The 21,837-nt window shown below is 68.2% G+C and carries 4 protein-coding genes (1 of these 4 only partly in view); 3 read left to right on the forward strand and 1 reads right to left on the reverse strand.

Annotated features, from left to right (window positions below):
* Nucleotides 1-17,989 carry the final stretch of an EndoU domain-containing protein gene (locus tag FHU38_RS23990; protein ID WP_167176663.1) on the forward strand. 26,384 nt of this gene lie to the left of the window's left edge, so only the last 17,989 of its 44,373 coding nucleotides appear in the window; the start codon falls outside the window, past its left edge; it ends in the stop codon at nt 17,987-17,989.
* A gap of 87 nt (nt 17,990-18,076) precedes the next feature.
* Nucleotides 18,077-18,979: an SseB family protein gene (locus FHU38_RS23995; RefSeq protein WP_167176665.1), complete on the forward strand. Its 903-nt coding sequence runs from the start codon at nt 18,077-18,079 to the stop codon at nt 18,977-18,979.
* 24 nt (nt 18,980-19,003) lie between these two features.
* On the opposite strand, the gene FHU38_RS24000 is transcribed toward FHU38_RS23995, so the two are convergent.
* A complete protein-coding gene (locus tag FHU38_RS24000) occupies nt 19,004-20,686 on the reverse strand; it encodes a right-handed parallel beta-helix repeat-containing protein (protein ID WP_167176667.1) in 1,683 nt (560 codons plus the stop codon).
* A 64-nt stretch (nt 20,687-20,750) separates the two neighbouring features.
* Here FHU38_RS24000 and FHU38_RS24005 point away from each other — a divergent pair, with 64 nt between their 5' ends.
* Nucleotides 20,751-21,674, forward strand: a complete 924-nt coding sequence (locus FHU38_RS24005; protein WP_167176669.1) for an SseB family protein — start codon at nt 20,751-20,753, stop codon at nt 21,672-21,674.
* The last annotated feature ends 163 nt before the right edge of the window (nt 21,675-21,837 follow it).

The raw sequence follows: 21,837 nt of genomic DNA on the forward strand, positions 1-21,837 counted from the left end.
GACGACTATTACGTTCGTTCCCAACCGCACGCAGAACGCGGACTCGGCATTCGAGCTGCTGGCAGAAGTCAACGCGTTCTTCGAGCAGTACCTGGTTCACCCGATGGCTAAGGGCACGTCCGTTGACTTCTGGCTCAAGTCGCTGTCGGCGGTGCGACGCGGTCTGCTTCTTCTTCCTTACAGGGCGAGAAACGAGCTTGCAGAGAGCTCGCAAGACTGGCTGAAGCGTCTTCGCGAGGATCGACCCCTTGCCGAGCTTGTTGAGGTGGCACACGACCTCATCCAGCGCATCGATGCAAACATGGATAGCTGGCGGCAGAGGATCTCGGAGCTGCCACCGCAGAGTCGATTCGCCGAGGAGGTCGAGTTCCTCCAAGCGGCGGATCAGCGGCGTAGGTGGATATACCTGGGCGAGCCGGGTGGTCCGCTCACCGAGCATTTCCTGGCCGAGGTACAGCATGATCAGCGAGCCGGCCAGGCGCTACTGGAGGCGGCACTGTCGTACCGGGGCCTTCCCAGCTCGGTCGGGGCTGCGCTGGCGGAGACCTTCGTCGAGGCGGATGGGGTCGCCGTCGGCCAAATCGTCGACCTCATCGCGCGGGCTCACGGAGAGCCCGGTTCGGAGTACGCGGCTCTGCCGCAGCGAGTAACCGCACGGCTGGGGCTGCTCGCGACGTACGTGCGAGGGCAGGCCGGGATGCCCGACGCGGACCGTCAGATCCGACTGGATTACCTCGAACAGGCGGGCGTGGCAGCGGGGCACCTGGAACAAGCGGTTGAGCGGCACGACCTCGCCACGGTCGTAGGTGAGCTCGGCCGGTTGCGGCACAACCTCTCCGCGCTGCGTGGCCTTGGCCTCGACGTGCTACCCGTGAGCCACCAGCAGCACCCGGCGGATACTCCACCATCGCGCAGCCGACCCGGCACGTCCGAGACGACTTCCTCGGCAACCCCGGACGGCCCACCAGCTGTTGGCGGCGAGCGACTGGCTGCCTTCGAGGAAGCTGTACGCAACAGGCTTGCCGCCCACCCGGTGTCCGTTGAGGCCAGACCGGTCGGGTTCGGGCGAGTGCGGGTCGACATCAGCTACGGAACCGGGTCGCAGGCCGATCAGTTCTCGGTGCTTGTCCGTGCCGACGGCCAGCCATGGCAGTACTTCGATGACCTTCGTGCGCGCCGCTCGGTCACCAGCGAGGAGGCATTCCAGCCATACGAAGGCGGCTACGAGCTGTCGGTGCCCGCTCCGTCGCACGGCTTCATGACCAACCCGATGCTGGCGCCAATCATCGCCGACCAGGTCCACGCGATCACCCTCGCGCGCTTGCGCTCCGGCCTGACAACCTCGCACGGGCGCGAGATCCCGGACCTGCGCATCGACGCGGACCCGGTGATGCGGAGTCACCTTGAGCGCGCGGTTTCGCAACGGCTGGGCGCTTCGATACGGCAGGTCCGAACAGCGGTGGGACCGGACGGCCTCGAACTGCGGATCGTCGATTCCTCCGGCCGGCCGTTCCGGCTACTGATAAGTCGGCAGGATGAGCTCGGCGGTCCCAGTCTCGCACTACTCAACTCGCGCGATCCCGATCTGCACCGGCTGCGACTGCCATCCCTCGCGTGGACCCCGGAGTCCGGCGTGGTCGAGTTGGTCGCCGAGCAGGCCGCCAGAACGGTTCTGTACCGGCACATCGTGCTGAACACGGGATCGATGCCCCCTGTCGCCGTCGCGAGTGGGAATGCGGCAGCAACGGCCAGTGCGCAGCCGGGGCACGGCCCCAGCGGTGGCGAGTCGGTGTCCACGTCATCAGGTCTCACCGGCCAACCCTCTCCTGCCGTCGAAATGGATTCCCTGCTCGCCTCGGCGAGGCATGCTCTCACCGGCCCCTCGGGTACGCGTCCGGACTTCGAGCAGGCCAATCTCGCCGCATTCGCTGCCGCGCTTCCGGAAGTCTCCGGTGACTTGGCTCAATTCGTCGCCAAGCGCACGGGCATTCCAGCCACAGGTCTCTCGTTGCGGCCACTCGACACCGACGGTACTTACATGCTGTCCAGGCACGACGCCGAAGACCTGGCCGTGGTGAGCGTTCTGCCGACTGCCGAGAACCTCGCCCAGCGCATGTGGGCTTTCGAGTGGCTGGCACGCCAGGACTTCGAGGAGTTCTTCGACGTGCCACGCCCGTATGCTGCGGCAGTCCTGAACGGGGAGGGCGAGCCCCGGTATGTCCTGGTCGAGTCCGTTGTACAGGGTCAGACCACCAGAGAACTTGCCAATGAGGTTCTCCAGGCAACCACCGAGGCGGATCGTGAACAGCGCACGGCAGACCTGCGACTGTCGCTGGCACAGGCGGCGAGGGCCTTCGCGGCATTCCACGTGCGCACACGTGCCACGCAGGGTCCGGAACCGGGCGCACCGCGTTTGCTGCAAATAGCGGCGGAACTGACACGTGAAGTTCGGCAGAGCGCTGTTGCTCGCGGCCAGGACGGGCTGGTTCCCGCGATATCGGTGCTGGCACTCGAACGGCTGGCGGCCGAGGCGCAACGGGCTCCCAGCGGATGGATTGCCGCGTTGCATGGCGATGCGCACGGGGAGAAAATCCGCTTCCGCAAGCGGGGGGAACCGGCGGGCAGGTTGGGTCTGTTCGACTGGGAAAGCCTGTACCTTTCGCTGGATGCCGACCACCGGCCGATCGGAACGGCGTCAACCGCCGTCGAGGTCAACAACTTCGCTTTCAAGCTCGCGACGGACCTTGCCGACCTCGGCGGGCTCGCACCAGAACTCGTCCAACTCTTCCGGGATTCCTACGACGCCGCCGTATTCGAGTTGGCCGAACGCGAGGGACTGCCCAGCTACGAATTGTTCGACACAGCCCGACGATTGACGGACGCATACGACAGCGGCGCGGAGCGGGAATCCGACGTTGTCGAGCTCGCGGGAACTCTGCGTGAACTTGCGAGTCGATACGAGCTCACTATGCCGCAGGAATCCGATCCCGTGAGGCAGTGGCTTGAGCTGGCAGTGGAGACGGAAAGTCCCCTGCTCCAGGTTACGCACCCCGAGGCCGGGCGTGTTCGGCAAGCATGGAACTCGGTGCGTGCGGCGCTCGTTGAGGCCGAGTCAATCCAGGAGTTGGCCAGAGTCCTGGTTGAGGCGGACAGGGTGGCTCAGGAAACGGCCGTCGTGTTGGACAACTGGGCACGGGAAACGGCGCGGTTGCCTGCCGAGGAGCGGAGGGCCGTCGAGGCCGAGTTGGAGCGGATTCGAACGCATTCCGACTGGGCAGCATTGTGGGCGAGCGACGGCCCACTGTCGGAGGCGCTGCTTGATCAAGTGCGGTACAGCGATGACGAGCTGACGCAGGCGTTGCTGACTGCCGCGCTGCAAAAGCGGGGCGTAGAAGCGGTGGACCCGGCTGGTGTCGAGGCGAGCGAGTCGGACGCTTCGCTTGGTGACATGGTGAGGTCCGCCGTGCTGGCTGACGGCGTATTCTTTGCAGGCCCGCAAGCTGTTTCCCCTGGTGAACCCGACGCGGGGAAGTCTCCGCCCCCGCCAGACCCAGGTTCGATAACCCTTTCCGATGAGCGTCGCACGCACATCCTCGACGGTGACGCGACCGGTGGTGGGCACCGCCCCGGTACGGGCAAACCGGGGAAGACCGAGTTCCCGGCGAGTTGGTCCGACGACCGGATCGTCGCCGAGATTCTCGATGTCGCCCGCCGACCTGACCAGGTCGACTTCGAGGAGGCTCCCTTCGAGGGCGCGCAGCGGCGCTGGATACTCACCGGTGTCCGGGAGGGCGTCACGATCACCGTGGTGGTGGGACCGGACGGCGGGATCATCTCCGCATTCCCCGAAAGCGGCCCGGGCGTGGTGCGTAACCCGATTCCGGACCCTGCCCCCGAGCAGGTCGTGCTGACCGACAAGGTGGCCCGCCGGATCCTTAACGGAATCGGTGCGCGTAGCAGGCGGCCGGGCGTGGCGAAGCTGCCACAGGGGTGGTCGGTCGATGTGGCCACGATGTCGACCTTGATCACAGAGGCGGGTGAGGCGGCACTACGTCGCGGCGATTCGCTGAGCCGGGTAGAGGGTGATGCGCAGCTGTGGCTGCTGCACACGGTTCACGATGGAGTCGAGCTCACGATCAAACTCCGCTCCAGCGGTAGGGTTGTGACGGTTTGGGTGGGGTCCCCTTCGGACGAAGCCGGTCAACCCGCACGGGAGGAAGGCAGCAATGGCCCTCGACGAGGTAGGGATCGCGCGCCGGATGGCGACGCTGCCGGAGCGGCTCGCCGACCGGCTGGGCGCGGCGAACCTGGCGGAGGCGACCCGGTATCGGAACGCGGGCGAGTGGCTGCTGGCCGTGGAGAGTCTGCTGCGGGGACTTCGGAGCCAGCCGCACCCGGTGACGACGCGGGAACGGGCGCAGCTGGCCGAGCTGCTGGAGACCTTCGCGGCGAGCGGAGCGGGCGAGCGGGTGATGGGTCTGCGGCAGCTGCTGTCGAACCTGCCGGAGGTGTCGAGCCTGACGGAGGCCGAGCTGGACGAGACGGCCGAGAGCCTGCCGGAGCTGCTGCGGGGCCGGGTGCCGGACCGGGAGCTGCGACCGCTGGAGGCGGCGGCGGAGATCGGGGACTGGGAGGAACTGGTGTCGGCGACCCTGGGCCTGCTGCTGCGCGAGGAGATTCCGGTGACGCCGGGGCAGCGGCGGACACTGTGGCTGGTGCTGGACGCACTGGAACTTCCGACGGTGGAACTGCCGAAGCTGTAAGCGCCCGGGTATCCGGAGCCGAGACCACGGCTCCGGAGCCACCGGAGCAGCTGCTGGACGCGCTGGCCACCCTGGACGCCGACACGGTGTACCGGTGGCTCGCATCCGAAGCGGACATCGATGTGGCGCAGCTGTACCACCACTTCGGCCAGGACCTGGCGCTGGCGCTGGCCGTCCAGCTCACGCATGGGGCGCAACGGCTGCGCGGACTGTACGAGCAGTGGTCCGGACTTGCCTGGTCCGACCCGCCCGAGGTGGCCACGCGTGGCGAGACCGTTCGTGACCGTCTGCGGTCGGCACTGACCGAGCCGAATGCCCCTGCCGCGCCACGCCAGGTCGAGGAGGCGGCCCACTGGTTCGGGTTCATCACCGGCGAGTTCACCAGCCTGCTCGGACGGCTCGGGCTTCCGGTTCAGCCAGGCCCTGCCGAACTGCTGCGGCTGCGGCAGATCGCAGCGGACCTGCTCCTGCGGGGAATGTGGGCGGCCGAGGAACGGCGCCGATTCGTGGAGTCGGACCCGGCATGGCTGGCCGACGCTTTCCACGTGCGCCCGCCAGAGGTCGCGCCCTCGGCGCTGATACCGGGCTCGGCAGCAGACTTCGTGCCTGGCGCGCTGGCCGAGATCGAGCGGTTGGGGGAAGCGGAGCAGATCCGCTTGACGCGAACCGCGCGGTTGCTGATCGAGCGCTACTACTACGGTCTTCCCGCTGGACAGCCGTCGCCGGAACCCATCCCGACCGACGCGGTGCAGCATGTCGCGGCGGCCGTCCACACGCATGGTCCGCGTTTCGCGGCGTGGCTTGTGGGCCAGTTGCCCGGCGCGGTGGTCACCAGCGGATTCGCCGAACGCGACGTGTTGACCGAGCTGGCGCTCGAACCAGTGCCGCACCAGCCACCCGCGCCATCCCAACCGGCCATGCCCGGGCAACCTCCGGCCCCTGCCGGGCAGCCGGACGAAAGACCATCCACGCCTGGTCAGGTCGCGGCCGAGCGGCGGCAAATGGAGGAGATCCGTGAAGTAGCAGTCCTCCTGGAAGCGCAGCGACGCGGCTGGCTCCAACTCGCCGAGGCGACGACGCTGCTCAGGGACGCGACAGCGCGCGCTGAGGAGGAACAGCTTAACGAAGCGCTGCTGCGGGCAGCCGAACTGGCCGGTCCGGTCGCGGGGTTGTTCGACGTGCTCGGTCCCCGCGTCACGGGATTGGCAGATCAATTGCGGCAGCGTGCTGACGAGCATCTACAGCCCATGAGTGAGGGCCTTGCCCCCGTACAGACCGCGCTCGCCGAGGGCTACCGCCGTCTCGCCGAGGTCACCGACGAACTCCTTGAGCACTACCAGCAGCGCAAGGACGCACTGGACGATGCCGAGGCGGCCATCGCCGGTAGCGAACAGGAAAGCGTGAAGAGGCAATCCGTCGAGGCGGCGCTGGCCCGAGCCGAAGAACTGCGGGCACCGTTCGACGCCTCCGCCGCACAGTTCCTTGACCAGGCGGAGGCGCTGGCGGAGGTCAACGCACGCTTCCTTTTCCTCGCAGGGGACGCCGAATCGGCCGATCCCGCTGCGGACGCCCCCCGGCTGTTTCGTGGCGTCCCCGATCCCGGTGGCTTGCCTGCGCTCGACAAGCTGGCCGAGCGGGACCTTGCCATCATCGAGCGGGCACTCGAGTTGGCCGACGAGCACGCCCGGTTGGCCGATGAGTTGAGAACGGCCGGATACTCCGGACGACGTTCGGGCGATTTCGCCCACCTGCGCTCTGCCCCCGGCGTACCTGCGCGGATTCGCCGGCTCGCCACCGAATTGCACCAGGTCGACTCGAAGCTGCGTGAACTCATCCATGGCGACGGTTCCGCCGACAACCAGGGCGCTGGGCTCAGCGTGGTCCTCGAAGGAAGCGACACCCGGTTCAAGCAGTTCGAGGATGTGTTGCTCCGTCACAAGCAATTCCGTCGTCGGCCGGGGATCTGGCCTGCGCTGCGCCTGCTCGCCGTACTGCGGGAGGCCGGCGAGCATCCTGCCGAAGGGCTCGCCTACGCATTGCAGTCGTTGCGGGCAGGTGACTACGGTGACGGGTCGTTCACCGATGTGTACGGCAAGGTCGTGCAGCGGATTCGCACCGAGCAGCTGACCGAGTTCCCGATCACGGAGTTGTCGTTCAACGTCCCCGACTACCGGCTTCCCGATCCGGTAGCGGCCAGCGAACCGGAATTCCACAACATCGTCCGGGTCGGCTGGTGGTCGGGTCGGCTCTATCGACCCGGGTTCACCATCCGGCTCGTAGTGACCGACGCTGCCGACGCGCCCGCCGTGCGCAGGTCGGAGGCATTCCCCGGCGGTTGGGTAGAGGGTGGTCAACTCGTCGTCGAGGTGCGTCGGCACGCGAGCCCGGACGAGGTGGACGCCGCGCTGCGGGAGATCGTGCGCGCCGAGGTGGCCAGGTACCGGCCGCAACTGCCGGGTATCGGGGCATATGCCCGTAACGTATGGATGAGCGAGGGCGGCGGGTTCACGGGCCTCGCGGGGGGCGCCACCGGGTCCTGGCTGGGGGCTCTCGGCGTGAACGAGGTGTTCTTGGTCGGCCGAGTCGTGTACCACGCGTGGTCCAGCTTGGTTTCGCCGTTCACCTGGTACCGCGGCGCCGCGTACCAGATCGAGGCAGCCAACGAGATGCGCCGGCTGCGCGCGACGTGGCGCGGGGGAATCGGACCGACGATCGAACTGCTCACCACGGGAGCCAACAAGGCTGTTCGGTCGCTGTCGCCAGCGGCGGAGGTCTTCCACACCGAGCTGCCGGACGCTGCGCCCTACGAGTCGCGCGCCGAACTCGATGACACCGAACTGAGCAGGTTCGGCGCCGCCGTGGAGTCACACGGACGGCGGCTCGCGGACCTGCTGAACAGCAAGTCGTTTCCGCAGTCCTATATCCAGAACCAGGAGCAGGCAAGAACGATCGAAGGAATCCGCCGCGCCGCGTGGGAGCCGGCCGGCGGCGCGCAGCAGGATGCCGCCGGCGCGGAGGTCACCGAGTACGGCTCGCTGGTCATCGAACTCGACAGCGGCGAGACTCTGCGAGCGGCAGTGGTCCTCGGCATGACGCCGCATTCCTACCAGCTACTCAAGGGCGGCAGAGTCGAAGGCTCCGAGCTGCGTTACTGGATCGGGCTCGCTCCGAACCTGCAACGGACTACCGATCCGGAGGTCGCGATCTGGGATGCGCTCGCCACGCAGATCGTCAACGTGATCGCCAAGGGACCCACGGTTTGGCTGCAACCAAGCTTCTCGAAGTACATGAGGGAAAACCTCACCATGTGGCCCGTGGAGGCCACCATGGCCGGTGCGTTCGGAATGCTGGCAGGCACGCCCGAAATGATCACGCCGTTGGCCACCGCGAGTCTTGGCTCTCGGGCGGGTCGGATGACGGCGCGGTACATCAACTTCAAGCACCTCGCGCTGGCCTACGCGCTCTGGACGGAGGCGATTCGAGAGCGCCAGATGTTCGCGACGCTGCTCGATCCCGCCGCCCTGCTGGACATGGCCGACCGGTCGCTGCGGATTCTGGGCGCATCCGTGCGCAGTCAGGATGCGCTCGACGCGGAACTGAACGGGCACCGGCCGAGCCCGGCGACGACACCCGAATTCGTTCCCCCGGATGCCACCGAACTGCGTCGAGTCGCCGCCGAACAGCTGGCCAAGCGAGCCGCCAACCGGGACGAGGTGCGGGCCGTCGAGATCGACGACACCGACGGCAAACCCGTCGTGGTCATCAGTGCGAAGCCGAAGCGCGGCAGGCCGAAGCTACCTGACGAAGTGCGGATCGCGGTCGAGGTGGATGCCGACCTGCCGGGGACGATCTCGCCCATGGTCACGCACGCCGCGGTGACGACGCACGGCCGACTCGACGTCCGCAAGTTCACGATGCTGCTGCCCAGCCAGTGGATCGACAACGAGCCGCGGCTGCCTGCCGATGAGATGCGCCAGCTCCTGGTCACCAAACTGGACGACATTCTTGACCGTGAAGCGCACCTGCACCCCAGAGAGATGAGTCAGCTGGCGGTCCAGGCTTTCGGAACAGCGATGGGTAGCGGCGCCGTGAACTTCGGGGTCAACGTCGACAACCCCGCCGCGGCCGGACCGGAAGCGGTCGGGGTAGCCACGGCCACCGGGGACGGCGCGATGCAGGTCGTCACCACTCGCGCGACGGCCGAGCGAAAGTCACAGGCGTTGCAGAAGCAACTGAACCCGCGTGCGGCCACCGCGAGCGCCATGGACGACTGGGTTCGGCACGGCATACGGCGGCTGCACCAGACGGATCGGACCCTGCTCGAGCTGATAGACCAGCATGTCGGCGACCCCGCGCAGGCCGAGCGGCTCCGGAGCCTGCTTGCCGACCCAGCTGCCGAACCGGAACGCATGATCGATGCGTTCGAGCGGCGGCTCGCTGACGGCACACTGGTGGACGACATTCCGCATCTGTCCAAAGTAGAAAAGCTCGGGCCCGGCGAGTACGTCCTCTACATCGACAAGGTGCCCACCGCTGGTCCGTGGGAGATCGGTGCGAAGGTGCAGGGCGCACACCAACAGCAGCTGATTCTGCGGTTGCTGCCCGGCATACCGGGAGAGTCGACTCGGCTGTGGCCCAACTCGGTCGATTCGGCGGCGATCGGCATCGGTGACGACGTGGAATCCCTGCTGCGACAGGTGAGTGTCCTGGTTGCCGTGTACTACAACGGCTCGACGGGGGTGCCGGGGCGGTCGCAGTTGCTCATCATGGATGTGGGGGCGGGCAATATCGGTGGGCTTGCCAGCCGGAGTGCCACGGAGATCGTCAGGGGTGCCGGTGCCACCGGTTTCGGGGTGCAGGCCGCGGGCGCGGGCGTTTCGATGGCTGTCAACGCGACCTCGCGAACCTGGTTCGGGCGCGGCAACTTCCTTGCCGGCGAACGGGTCCGCCTGCGCCTGTCCTACGACTCCGCTCCGCTGTCGCCCGATCGTGACCAGTACGCGCAGTTCCTCGCGACCCAGCTGGACGGATACATTCGGAAGCAGGCGCTGGTCTACCTGGAGATCGCCCAGGTCGCCGGGTGGCATCAGCCCGAGACGATTCGGATACTGCGTGAGCGGTTCACCGATGAGCAACCTCGGCCGCTGGCCGAGGTGCTCGCCGACTTCGGGTTGGACCTGCATCGGTTGCCGGACCACTGGACCTGGGCCGATCTGGACCAGGTCGTGTTGGCTGCTCGCGCGGACGGCGCGCCACCGGATTCCATGCGCGAGAGCCTGTTCGGGGCTTCGCTCGGGTTGGAGTCCGCCGGACCAGGGGGCATGGGCAGCGAGGCCGTGTTCCAGGTGTTGTGGGCGGTCGCCGGCGCACAGCCCGACCTGGTGCGGGCCGTCGACGCGGGCCCTCCCGACACCTCAGGAGCGCAGCCGGTTCGGCTGTATGTGGCGGAGGTGGCCGAGGGCGAGGCTGGTGCTCGCCCGGTGGGCAGGACGACCGTCACCGTGAACCCCGCGCTGCCTGCCCTGGAAACCGAAGGCGCACCGGCCCCCCGATGGATGCGGGTGATCGAGCAGGCGCTGGCGCACCGAGACATTCAGGATGCGGGCACGCTCGCCGGGTTGCTCACGGAGGTGTCCGGCAGCCGGACGGTTGTGAGTCGGCCCGAGTCGGCGTCGGGCCTGGAGGCATTGCTGCGGCGGCTCGCGGACGCCGAGTTACCGCTGCTGGTGCGAACGGACACCGGAGAGATAACGGGACTGGTGCCGCGGGTCGACGACCAGGGCGGGCTCGGCTTGCGGTCCCCAGGTGGGGTCATCGGGATCGAGTCGCTGCCGCGTGATCTGTGGCGCCCGGGAGATGCGGTCGTTCACCCCGTGCTGCCCGACGCACGGCCCGATCAGCCCGGTGCCGACGCGGAGTCACCCGCACCCGACATTGTGGACCCGGGACGCTGGAGCCGTCTCGACGGTGGGTCCGCCCCCAAGGCCTCAGCGCGGTCCAGTACGGATACGAATGGAAAAGGCGGGCGAACGCCGCGGGGGTCACCGCAGCGACCGAACAACAAGGATCCAAGTGATACCGGAACATCACCGGCGCGAGATCCCGCGCCGACGGGGAGAACTCTAGCGCGCCCGCACGAACCCCGGGCTCATCCTCGCGCCACGCAGGGTGATGTTTCGCCGCCCGAGCCGGAGATCCCTCCGGGAAGGCGAAAACGAAGATCCGATCATCCTGTCGACGACGGTCACGTTCCGCGGCGTGACGCTGACGATTCCGCGGGCATGCGATCGCATGACACACGCACGTCGATGAGCGAGCTTTTCCGTGTGCGCTTGGGAAGTTTCGACGGCTGCGGTTCCGACGGCCAGGCAAGCTCGCACGCCACGACGGCTGAGCCATCGACCGGTGCAAGTGTTCACGGCGTCGAAATCCCTTCTGTCCAGCCAAGTTCTTCAGAAGTTTACCACGATGACCACCGGCATGCACCCGTGAATTCCCTCGGCGACGGGAGTTCTCCAGCCTCCGGTAACCCGTTCTTCACCGAAGGCGGGCCACCCGGGAACGTGGCGATCACGGTGGAGGAACCCAGCGCGCCCGGACTGGCGGCTTCGGTACCGGCCAGCGACGAACTCCCGCACCTGAGAACGCTCGCCGCCGAACTCAACCCGGTGCTGAACAGGCACGGGTTGCCGAACGTGACGGCAGCCGAGCTCAGCGAGTTACTGTTTCCCTGGTTCGCGAAGCTGTTCCGCACCGGCGGGCACCGCTTGGTGTTCGGGCCGGTCGAGGTCGACCTGGCGTTCCACATGCGGTCAGCCTCGCGCGTGCATACCCCAGTCGTGCTGGATCGGATGAGCGAATCGCAGGTCCAGTTGCCGGAAACCGCCGCCACCAGCGGCTCCCACGGCGAGCACGTCTACATCGGACAGATTCCGGTCACGCTCGCGGTCGCCGGTCACGACGTCGGGTTGGACCCACTCGTGCGTGTCAACAGGCAGAGCGACGTGGCGACCAGCGTGGTGTCGCCCACGACGAGGTCCGGGCAGGGGCACGAACTTCGGGGAGATGTGTCCATGTACGACATCGAGATCGAAGCCGAGGCGCGAATCGGGGTGGCGGCGGGCGCTCGGGAAGCGGTAGCGCTCGGCAACGAGCGGTTTCCCGTCTGGGTACTGGACGCCTACCAGCGGCCGCTGACCGACCCCGTGGTGTTCCGGACAGGGCGCCGCGACGAAACCGAGCTACGCAAAGAGAGTCGAGTGTCCAGTCTCGACAGAGTCACTCACCTGATCGATGCCGTGCTGGAGGCACTGCCGGTGCGGGCGAGAACGGACCCCGACATCCGGGCACAGGTGGTGCGTCAGGTGCACGGCATGTTCGCGGGTATGCGGGACGCGCTTGACCCGGCCGAAGGCTACCCCGTCGAGATCCGTGACTCCCGCGGCCGGTTGATCCACCGGCCGGTCGTGCGGATCCAACTCGACTGGGCTCGCGCGCGGCCGACACACGAGGCAGCCAAGTGGATCAACTACGGCCACGTTTCGAGCATGTTCGGCCACGTGCGCGTAACCCATCGGCACGGGCTCGGTCGCGCGTGGGGAATGGCCGGTGGCCTTGCCGTCACCGGCGAGTACCTGCGCGGCCGGGTTTCCACGCGCGCCGTGGGATTCGACAACGGGTTCTACGTCTTCTCCGAGGAGCTGGCTTTCCGGCCCAAGCACACCTACGACGTTCCCGCGTCGATCACCGTAACGCACGGCGAGCGGGAGGCAGCCGAGGTTCGCACGGCGATTCGGCTCGACAGCGCGGCGTACGTACAGGTACCCGCCGAGGTGGCCGCGGCGAACGGGCTGGCGATCGGTCGCGCCGAGTTCGTGACCGACCAAAATGGTGCACCGCTGACGAGAATAGAGCGCTTACCCGTGCTGGACGTTCACCGGGTGGTGCGTGTGGACGAACGCGGTGAGCGGCTGTGGGACACGCGCGTGGTACCCGTGTTGCACGGCGGGCTGACGCCACCGGGGCAGGAACGAACAGGCCAGGCCGAATCGTTGCGGCACGGGCCGGGCCTGCTGGACAAGGTTCACGCGGTCACCGGCCTGCACTCGCTGCGGCAGGCGGTACGTACGCTGCTCGCGCAGCACGGTGCCACGCCGGAACAGGCCCACGCCACCGCCGAAGGCTTCACGGAGGACACAGCGGGGCTGTGGCTTGCGGAGGCGGCACAGGGTATGCGCATCCCGTTCCGGGCAACCGGACAGCGGGGCGAGGGGCGGGTCGCGGAGCTGCTTGTCGAATCGAGTATGGACGGTGCTGATCGGATCGTGCTCGGGCATCGCGAGCGCGGACACTCGGTCGCCTCGGTGATGGCCAGCGCGCGAGTGAGCAACCGAGCGGAGTCGGCCAGGACCCGCCGACTCGGGATCGCCTACCTCTCGGGCAGGGCCCGCCGTGAGGTCACCAGCGGGGTCCGCGGGGCCGACACCACCTGGCAGTTCGGCGGGTCTCGCGTGAAGTACGCCGGTGGCACCACCGAACTGCTGGCGCTGGTCAGCTTCCGCGTCGCCGTAGTCGAGTCCTCCGCCCCGCCCGTCGAGATTCGCGACCAGTACGCACATCTGTCCACTCCGGACTTGCGTGTCGCGGAACTCGGCGGGGCAGCGGTTGCTACGCCGGATGGTGTGCCGCTTGAGCTGCTGGCCGGCGGCAGTCCCGTCCGGTTCGACACCGACGGCCTGCTGGAGCAAGTGCAAGCGGTGCTGGGCGACCCGGCGCGCCCGGGCGGAGACAGCCGTGCCGCCGTGACGACCGCGCTGGGCAAACACAACCTGCTCGCGCGGGTCCCGGCGATGTTGTCCGACGGTGTTCCGGTGGGCACCGCTGAACTCACGGGAGCGGTGAAGCGCATCCGTGCGGTTCGGACGCTGGACAAGGTCGAGAGCGGTTCCCAGGCATTTCGCCTCAGCGGGCGGCAGTCCGAGGTGGTCGCGCGCAGGAAGCTCTTCGGGGAGGCCGGTTCCGGCCCCGGGCTCGCCGGGGGCGAGACGACGGCGACGACGATCGACGTCGAGTCCGATCCGAGCGGCGAGCTGGAGTCCGACTGGGCGATTCCGGTCTCGGCCGTGCTGCTGGAGGCAGAGCTGGAAATCCGGGTCAGCGGCCCGGTTGCCGGGGGGCGTACCGCGAAGGCGACCTACCAGTGGGTGCTTCCGCTGCCGCAGGCACTGGAGTTCTACGCCCGAGCGGACAACGCGCTGGCCGACGCGCTACCGGTGGAAGTCGTCGACGACGCGCTGCGCCAATGGGTCGAAGGGCACCGGAGTGTGCCCGAGCGGATGGCGGCCGGACAGCTCATGCTCGATCCGCTCGTCGCGGCGGGCACGGTGCTGCGGCGCTCCCGCGATCTCCTCGACTCGGGTATGCCGATCGACCGGCAGCTTGTCTCGCGGGCCGTGGAGCAGTTCGCCGCGGTGGAGTTGGCCGAATCGGCGAGCGACACCGCCCTGCTGGACACGCTCGAACACTCGCTGCTGCATGGGCGCGTCGCGGAGCCCACCTACCGGGACAACCCACCGCCCTACTCCGGTCTGCTCCGATTCACCGGCTGGCGACCGCAGGCCGGTGAGCCGGACCAGCCCAATTCGCCGTACGCCAAGGCGCTGCGTGGGCTTCGGCGGTTGCGGGCCGAGCTGGTCGATAGCCCCGGCGTGGTCGCGCAGTTGCGGGACGCGCTTGCCGAGGGGCCGAACCTGCGGCACACCCAGCGGCTCGCGGCCGCAAAGGGGGGCACCGTGCTGTACTCCGGGCCGGTGCGGATGGGCAAGCGCGGGTGGCGGCAACTCGAAGCCCGCTACGAACTCGTCCCCGTCGACCAGCCGCGCAGGCTCGGCGTCTCCTGGCACCGAGGGGACGAGTACCACGCGCGTAGCTGGCGGTTCGGCAGCCGGACGAAGGGGAGGGTCGTCGCCAGCAGGCTCGGCGCGACCGCGGGACACGGCGCTGGTCCGGCGGACCTTTCCGGCGACGGCTACGGCACCCAGGGGGCGGGATGGAGTTCCACCGAGTCCGGTGCCCGGATGCGAAGTGAAGCCCTGCTCGCCAGGGAAGGCGATGTGCTCTACCAGCAGCGGTTCGAAGAGCGCATCACCTGGTCGCTGCGGCCGATGCCGAAGGGCCGACTCGCCGCGCTGCTGGGCAGGGTCGGCATGGGGCGCCCGCGCGTGGTTACCGAGACGTCGCGGGGAATCGCGCTGCTGAGCTACCCGACGAGCTTCCTCAGCGGGCCGGTGACAGGTCCGCAGCAGCGCAGCGACCTGCGCAGGCTCACCGATCTCGGTGAGCTACGCAGGCAGGCCTTCGTGGAAGGTAGCCCGCAGGAAGTGCTGCTGCCTGCCGCCCTTCGTGCGACGCGAGACCTGCTCGGGTATGCGGGCTCGCAACGCGCCGCCGAGGGGTTGCGGCACCTGTTCAGCCAGGCACGTGCGGGCACGCTTTGGGGCATGCTCGCCGAAGGAACGCCCACCTCGGTGGCCAAGGTCGGCGAGGACAGCGGTCAACTGGTCGACATCCAAGCGCGACTGAGCCAGGCTCAGCTCGAAGTGGTCGGTCACTACTCGGGCAACGTCGGTTTCGGCAGGTCGGACCGCTCGGACGAGACCGTGACCCAGCGGCACGACGTCCTTCGCGGGATCGCGGTGAAGGGCACGATCGGGCTGCCAGGCGGTTCCCTTCCCGGAGCTGGTCTTCCGTACTCCGAGAAGGCGAGCTGGCGCGGCTACACCGAGTCCCGTCTCGGCGAATCCGCCCGCTCGGGACACCGTCGCGACCAGGCACTGAAGGAACACAGCCCGCTCGTCCTGGTGCGGGTACGCGCCCGGTTCGCGATCACCGCCGAGTTGAGCGAGTCACTCGGCCCGAGACTGCCGGGCAGGCGCAGCCGACTCGGGATCACCACCGAGGCGACGGACATCCTGCTCGCCATCGAGGAGCACGAGCTGAGCGGGCTGCGGCAACGGCTGGACAGCACCCGGCCGTGGCTGTCGCCGACCGACCCGGTGCGGGAGGCCAGGCTCGCGGAACGGGTCAGGCGCACACTGCGCCACTGGCGGCGGCAAGCCGAGCGGAACCCGGTCCGGGTGGAGCCCGCACTGCTGCGGGCGGCACGAACACCGGACTACGACCCGCAGCGACCGGGACGGGCGCTCGCGCGACTGGTTCGCGCGGAACTCCCACGGCTGACCCGACCGGGGGCACGGCTGAAGGTGGTGAGCGACCAGACCGCCGCGCAGGCCGAGCACCTGCACGGGGTCGCGTCCGAGGTGCTCGCCTTCCTGGACGAAATCACCCGTGCCCTACCTCGGGACATCACCGGAGGACAGCGGCAGGGAGGTGCTCACACCATGGCGGCCATCGAGCAGGCGAGGACTGTCTTTTCCACACTGGCGCACACCGCCGAGACGTTCCTGGCGGCACGCGAGCGGTTGCGTGCGGCGGAACGAGCCAGTGCCGCACGGCACCCTGCGCCCGACCCGGTGCGTGCCGAACTGGCTTCGGCCAGGGTGGCCTTCGCCGCGGCGGAGCGGGGCAGGCAGGAAGCGATCAACGCCGCTCGTGCGGCTCTGGCTCCGCTGGAGGAGCATGACTGGGCGCACGCGATGACCTGGGCGACCCTGCTCGGCCCACACTACGGTCTGCTGGCGGACATCGCCGCTACCGTGACCGACCTGACCGACCAGCCATGGGCGCCGCCGCGACCGGAGTTGATTCCGGGCGAGCTGGTGGCCGACCCCGTGGAGGTGGCGAGGGAGCTGGCAGCCGAGCTGTCCTTCGACGACAGGGCTTCCGTGGACGTCCTCCTCGAGGTCGTCGCCTCGGACGGCCACGTAAGCCGGTTCCGGGTGACCGGGGACGGCGGGGTGCGACACGAACAGGGCCTCCCGGCCGAGGAGTCGCTTCCGGACGCGCTACGTGCGGCAGCACGGGAGAAGCGGCTCGACCTGGACGCCGAGTGGGAGCGTGCGCAGCTGACGGGTAGGCCGCTGACCGAAGTGGTCGCCACCTCACGCAACCACGCCGCCATCCGGGCCGCCTGGGCGGGCGTGGACGTGGACGCGGTCATCGAGCAGGCGAGCAGCCTGGCACGCCCGGCCGAGGAACTGCTCACCGAACACCTGCTGCGGCAGCGGCGGAGGCAGGCCGAGCACGAGGTGGAGTTCCGCGAGGCGTTGCGGCGCGTGCTGGCGGATCTCGACGTCGGTCGACTGCTGGAGTTCGGTCGCGACGTGCAACTGCGGGAGTTGTTCGACCTATTCGGCGCCGAGGAGTTCCCCGACGCCGTTGCCGCGGCGCAGGCAAGGGGAATGGCATACGTGGTCGATATTCACACCGAACTCGAGCACAACCGGACGGTACGTAGGGCCGCCCTGCGCGCCGCCCCGGCAGGCGCGACGCGGCGTGACTGGGCCGAGAGCGCCGAACCGCTCGCCAGAGCCGCTGGGTGGTTCGGTTTCGACCCGGCACAGCCCGAGGAGGTCGACCGGTTCCGTGCCCTGCTGCGACGTGCCGGAATGGCGGCGGAACCGTCGCCCACCGAGCAGGACACGTTGCGAATGCTGGCTGCCGAACTGGCGCTCGCTCATGACCTCTACGAGAGCGGCCAGCGCAGGCAGGTCGTCGAACTGGACCCGGGTTGGCTGCTCACCGGGTTCCGGGCGCGACCTTCGTACCTGCCGCTACTGGCACCGCTGCCGCTCGCCCCGAGTCATCCGCAGCTTGAGCGCACAACCGAGCTCGTGCTGGATCGCTACTACCGCGGTCGCGCTGCCGGGCCAGGGCGATCCGGCGCACGTGCTCCCCGAGCGTTTCGGGACCGGGTCCGGTCGGCGGTGTATCACTACGGCGTGGCCTTCGGGGCGTGGCAGGCGAGTCAGCTACCCGGTGCCGAACCCCTGGACGACACCGCGCCACCCGACTTCCTCGCGCAGATCGGTGATCCGAACACCCCGACGCGGCAGCAGCAGCGCTACCTGAACGAGCATCGCCTACGGCCGCAGTGGACAGCGTCCGGAACCGGTTCCCCTGCTCACGACCGCCATCGCGCAATGGTGGTCGGCGAATCCGGCGACATCGAGCGCACCGAGGACGACGACGCGGCGCTGGAGACCGTCCTGTTGCGTGTCGGCACCCACCTGTTCCCCGCGCTGCCCTTCGATCCCGATCGGCCGTGAACCTTCTTGGCCCGAAGCCACCCGCAGGCGCCCGCGGTGCGTACGCTGGCACGGACGTGACCGCGAACGGAGGAAGGGAGCTGCCGCGTGGACTCCGAATGGCGGCCCGACACCGAGGCCGAGCGGGAGATGGCGGCCGCGCTGGAAGCCGCGGACGGCAAGAAGTATGCCGAGCTGCTCACGTCGTGCCCGCTCTACCTGCCGACGCTGGCGGACGGCAGCGTGGCGGGCTGGCCCGAAGGATTGCCGGAGATGACCGGCGACCAGGTGCTCGCGTTCACCTCGCCGGTCACGCTGTTCCACACCCTCGCCGGTCACGCGCGCGGCTACGAGGAGGTCACGTTCGACGAGTTGCGGCAGCGCTGGCCGGACCCGGACACCCAGTTGATGGTCAACGCGGGATCGCCGATCGGGGTGTTCCTCACCGTGGGGCAGGTCGTCGCTCTCGCAGCGGGCACGGAAAGCCTGGTGCCGATCGACGATGTGCAGGACGCCGTCGTCGACGAGATGATGATCGAGCTGCGGCGCAGGTGCCTTGACGAACTCGGCGGGGACGAGGCGACGGCGGCAGCGGCGCTGACGGAGGTAGCTCCCAACGATCTGGAACGCAAGCTGGAAAACGCCGTCGAGCACACCGACTTCGACGAATTCCTGCTGACCCTGCTTGGCGCCGAAGTGGTGGTACCGACTACCGGCCCGGTGCCCGATCCTGGGCGGATTCACGAGCGTGACTTTCCGTGGCAGATCCTCGGCGAGGACGAAATGCCGCTCATCCCGGTGTTCAGTTCGGCCGGGGTACTCGACCACGTCGTTCCCGGAGGCCCGCACCGGGTCCAGGTGCCGTTCCTCGACGTGGTGGCGGCCTGGCCGAGCCAGCAACACGTGCTGTGCTTCAACCCTGGCACGACGACCGAACTGATGCTGCCGCCTGGCGGTGTGCCGGAACTGGCGGCGGCCATCGCCGAGGCCGACGCCGACGACCCACTCTGAAGGGCGCGGCAGAGTGGGTCGCCACTACCCGTTGTCGCCGATGGACTGCAGCAGATCGTCCAGGGTGAGAGTGGTGAGGTCCTCCCTGGTTGGGCGGCTGCCCAGCGAGCGCAGCCGCGTCGACTGCGACTTGCGCATCCGCTCCAGCAGCTTGCGGGCCTCCCGCGCGTTGCCGAAGTTCTCGTCGCGTTCGAGCTGCGAGAACCATTCGAGCAGGGCGATTTCCACATTGTCGCCGAGTTGGTAGTCGGCGTTCTTGGCCAGGTGCACGGCGATCCGCACCAACTGCTCCGGGGAGTAGTTCTCGAACTCGAGTGTCTTTCCGAACCTGGAGGCAAGGCCGGGGTTGGCGTCGAGAAAGGTGCGCATCTCACCGGTGTAGCCCGCGACGATGACGGCGACCTCGTTGCGGTGATCCTCCATCAACTTCACCAGCGTGTCGATGGCTTCCTGGCCGAAGTCGGCACCGCCGCCGCTGGATCGGGAGAGTGTGTAGGCCTCGTCGATGAACAGCACACCGCCACGGGCTTCGTCGAACGCCGACGCCGCCTTCTCGGCGGTGTGGCCGATGTACTGGCCGACGAGGTCACGGCGGGAGACTTCCTTGAACTTGCCGTGCGGCAGGATACCGAGCGCCTTCAACAACTGGCCGTAGATTCGCGCGACGGTCGTCTTGCCGGTTCCCGGCGCGCCCGCGAACACCAGGTGGTTGCTCACCGTGCCGACGGAAAGCCCCTCACTGCGTCGCCACTCGTTGACCTGGATCTCGTCGATGAGTCCCCGTACTTCGGCCTTGACACCGGCCAGACCGATCATGGAGTCGAGTTCGCCGAGCAGCTTGTCGACCTGTTCCAGGTCCTTCTCCCGGTCCGTTTCGGCGGTGACGCCGACGGGTGGCCTGCCGCGGTCGGCCGGTCCTTCGCGGACCTCGGTCCGTGCGCCGTCGTCAAGGCGTATCCCCGGAGCCGCGGTGTTCTCGATCCGGCAGTTGTCGATGACTCCGCCGCAGCCCTTTCCAACCGCGATGCCGACTCCCTGCGTGTCGTGAATCCACGACGACGTGATCGAAGGGGAGGTCTGGTCCGCGACCGCGATCCCCGCGTCGGCGGTCTGCGAGATCTCGCAGCGCTCGATGGCGGAGTCACCGGCCTGGTACAGGTAAACGCCACGGAATCCGCAGCCGATGATGGTGCAGTGGTTCAGCGTCGCGCGCGTGCCGAGCCGCAGGATCACGGCGTCGTCGACGATGTCGCGGATCTCACAACGTTCGACCACGCCGTCGGATTCCTCGAGGATCAGCCCGTACTGCCCACCGATGATCTTGGTGTTGCTGAGCTTGACGTCCGCGCCGCCGGTGATGGACACCGCGGCGGCGTATCCGGCTGCCGCGACACAGTCGGCCACCTTCAGCTGTCCACCGAGGACCCGCAGAGCCGAGTTCTCCTCCGAGCGCAGGTTGAGCCCGATGAGTTGGAGCTTCGCGCCGACGGCCGAAACCGCGGGCTGCTCGGGAAGCGCCGAATTGATCCTCACGGCGCCGGAATCCTGAGCCCGCAGCACGATGTCGGCATGCTGGATGGTGAGTGTCTCGGTGTAGTCCCCCGCCGCGATCGAGATGACCGTTCCGTTTGTCGCCGCGTCGAGGGCGTCCCGGATCGTTGGGAACGAACCACGCTGCTGCGGCGCTACATGAAGGGTGCGTGCCATGGCTCCGGTTGGGATGGGGGACTAGGGTCTGCGCAGCAAAGCTACCGCAGAACGGGGGTAACGCGTGCGATCCGGATGGCAACCTGCCGATCAACGCGAGGCCGACATGGTCGCGGCACTGCGGAACGGGCAGGGGTGGCGTTACGCGGAACTGGTGCTGTCCGGCCCGTTGTACCTGCCGAAACTGCCCGATCGCGACAGTGACGAGTGGTGGGAGCTGGTGCGGGAGTTGACACTGCCCACCGAGAACGTGCTGGCCTTCACCTCGGTCGAGGCAATGTCGGTAGTGCTCGGCAGCTTCGCCCAAGGCTATAAGAAGACCGATTTCGCCTCGCTGCTGCGGCGCTGGCCCAACCCCAACTGGCTGCTCGCGCTCAATCCCGCACTCCCGATCGGGTTGATCACGCCACCCGCGGCGGTGTACGGCCTGGCAAGCGGTGAGGTCGACCTCACGCCGATCGCGCAGGTGCAGGCCGACTACGAAGCGGGCGCCGAGGAGGCCGTACGGCACATCTGCCTGCGAGGGCTGGGCGCCGAGGACAAACCCGCCTACGCGAAGCCGCCGGTGAACGAACTCGAGGAGGCGCTGGCCGAGGCCGTTTCCCGGCAGGACGGCGACGAATTTCTCGACGCACTGCTCGGCGCTGAGGTCGTCGTCCCGGTGAGCGAACCGGTGACCGACCCGGCAGGGCTGACCGAGTCCGACTTTCCCTGGCACAAGATAGGTGAGGATTACCCGGTTATCCCGGTGTTCAGCTCCACCGAAGTGCTGGACCACTTGGCGCCCACCCTGCGACATCGGACGCGGTTGCCGTTTCTGGCGATGCTCGCCAACTGGCCGGACGAAACACACGTGCTGTGCTTCAACCCCGGTACCGAGACCGAGGTCGTTCTCTTCGGGGACGCCATCCTTGAGCTGGTGGCAGAGGTGGCCGACTCGCTGCCCGGCGGTGGGGACGGTACCGCCCCCACCGGTGACAGACGCTGAGTCACGTTGGACGGGCTTCAAAAGCGTCGTACTGGGCCGTTAGTGTGAACCACGTCAAGAACCTTGGGAACCCACGAGGCATGGCGAACCTCCAAACAGGTGGGCAGGCATGTCGGCTCACGAAGCGCAAATGGTGCGGTTCTCCTGAGTTGCTTAGCGAATG

Source organism: Saccharomonospora amisosensis, assembly GCF_011761185.1.
Taxonomy (GTDB): domain Bacteria; phylum Actinomycetota; class Actinomycetes; order Mycobacteriales; family Pseudonocardiaceae; genus Saccharomonospora_A; species Saccharomonospora_A amisosensis.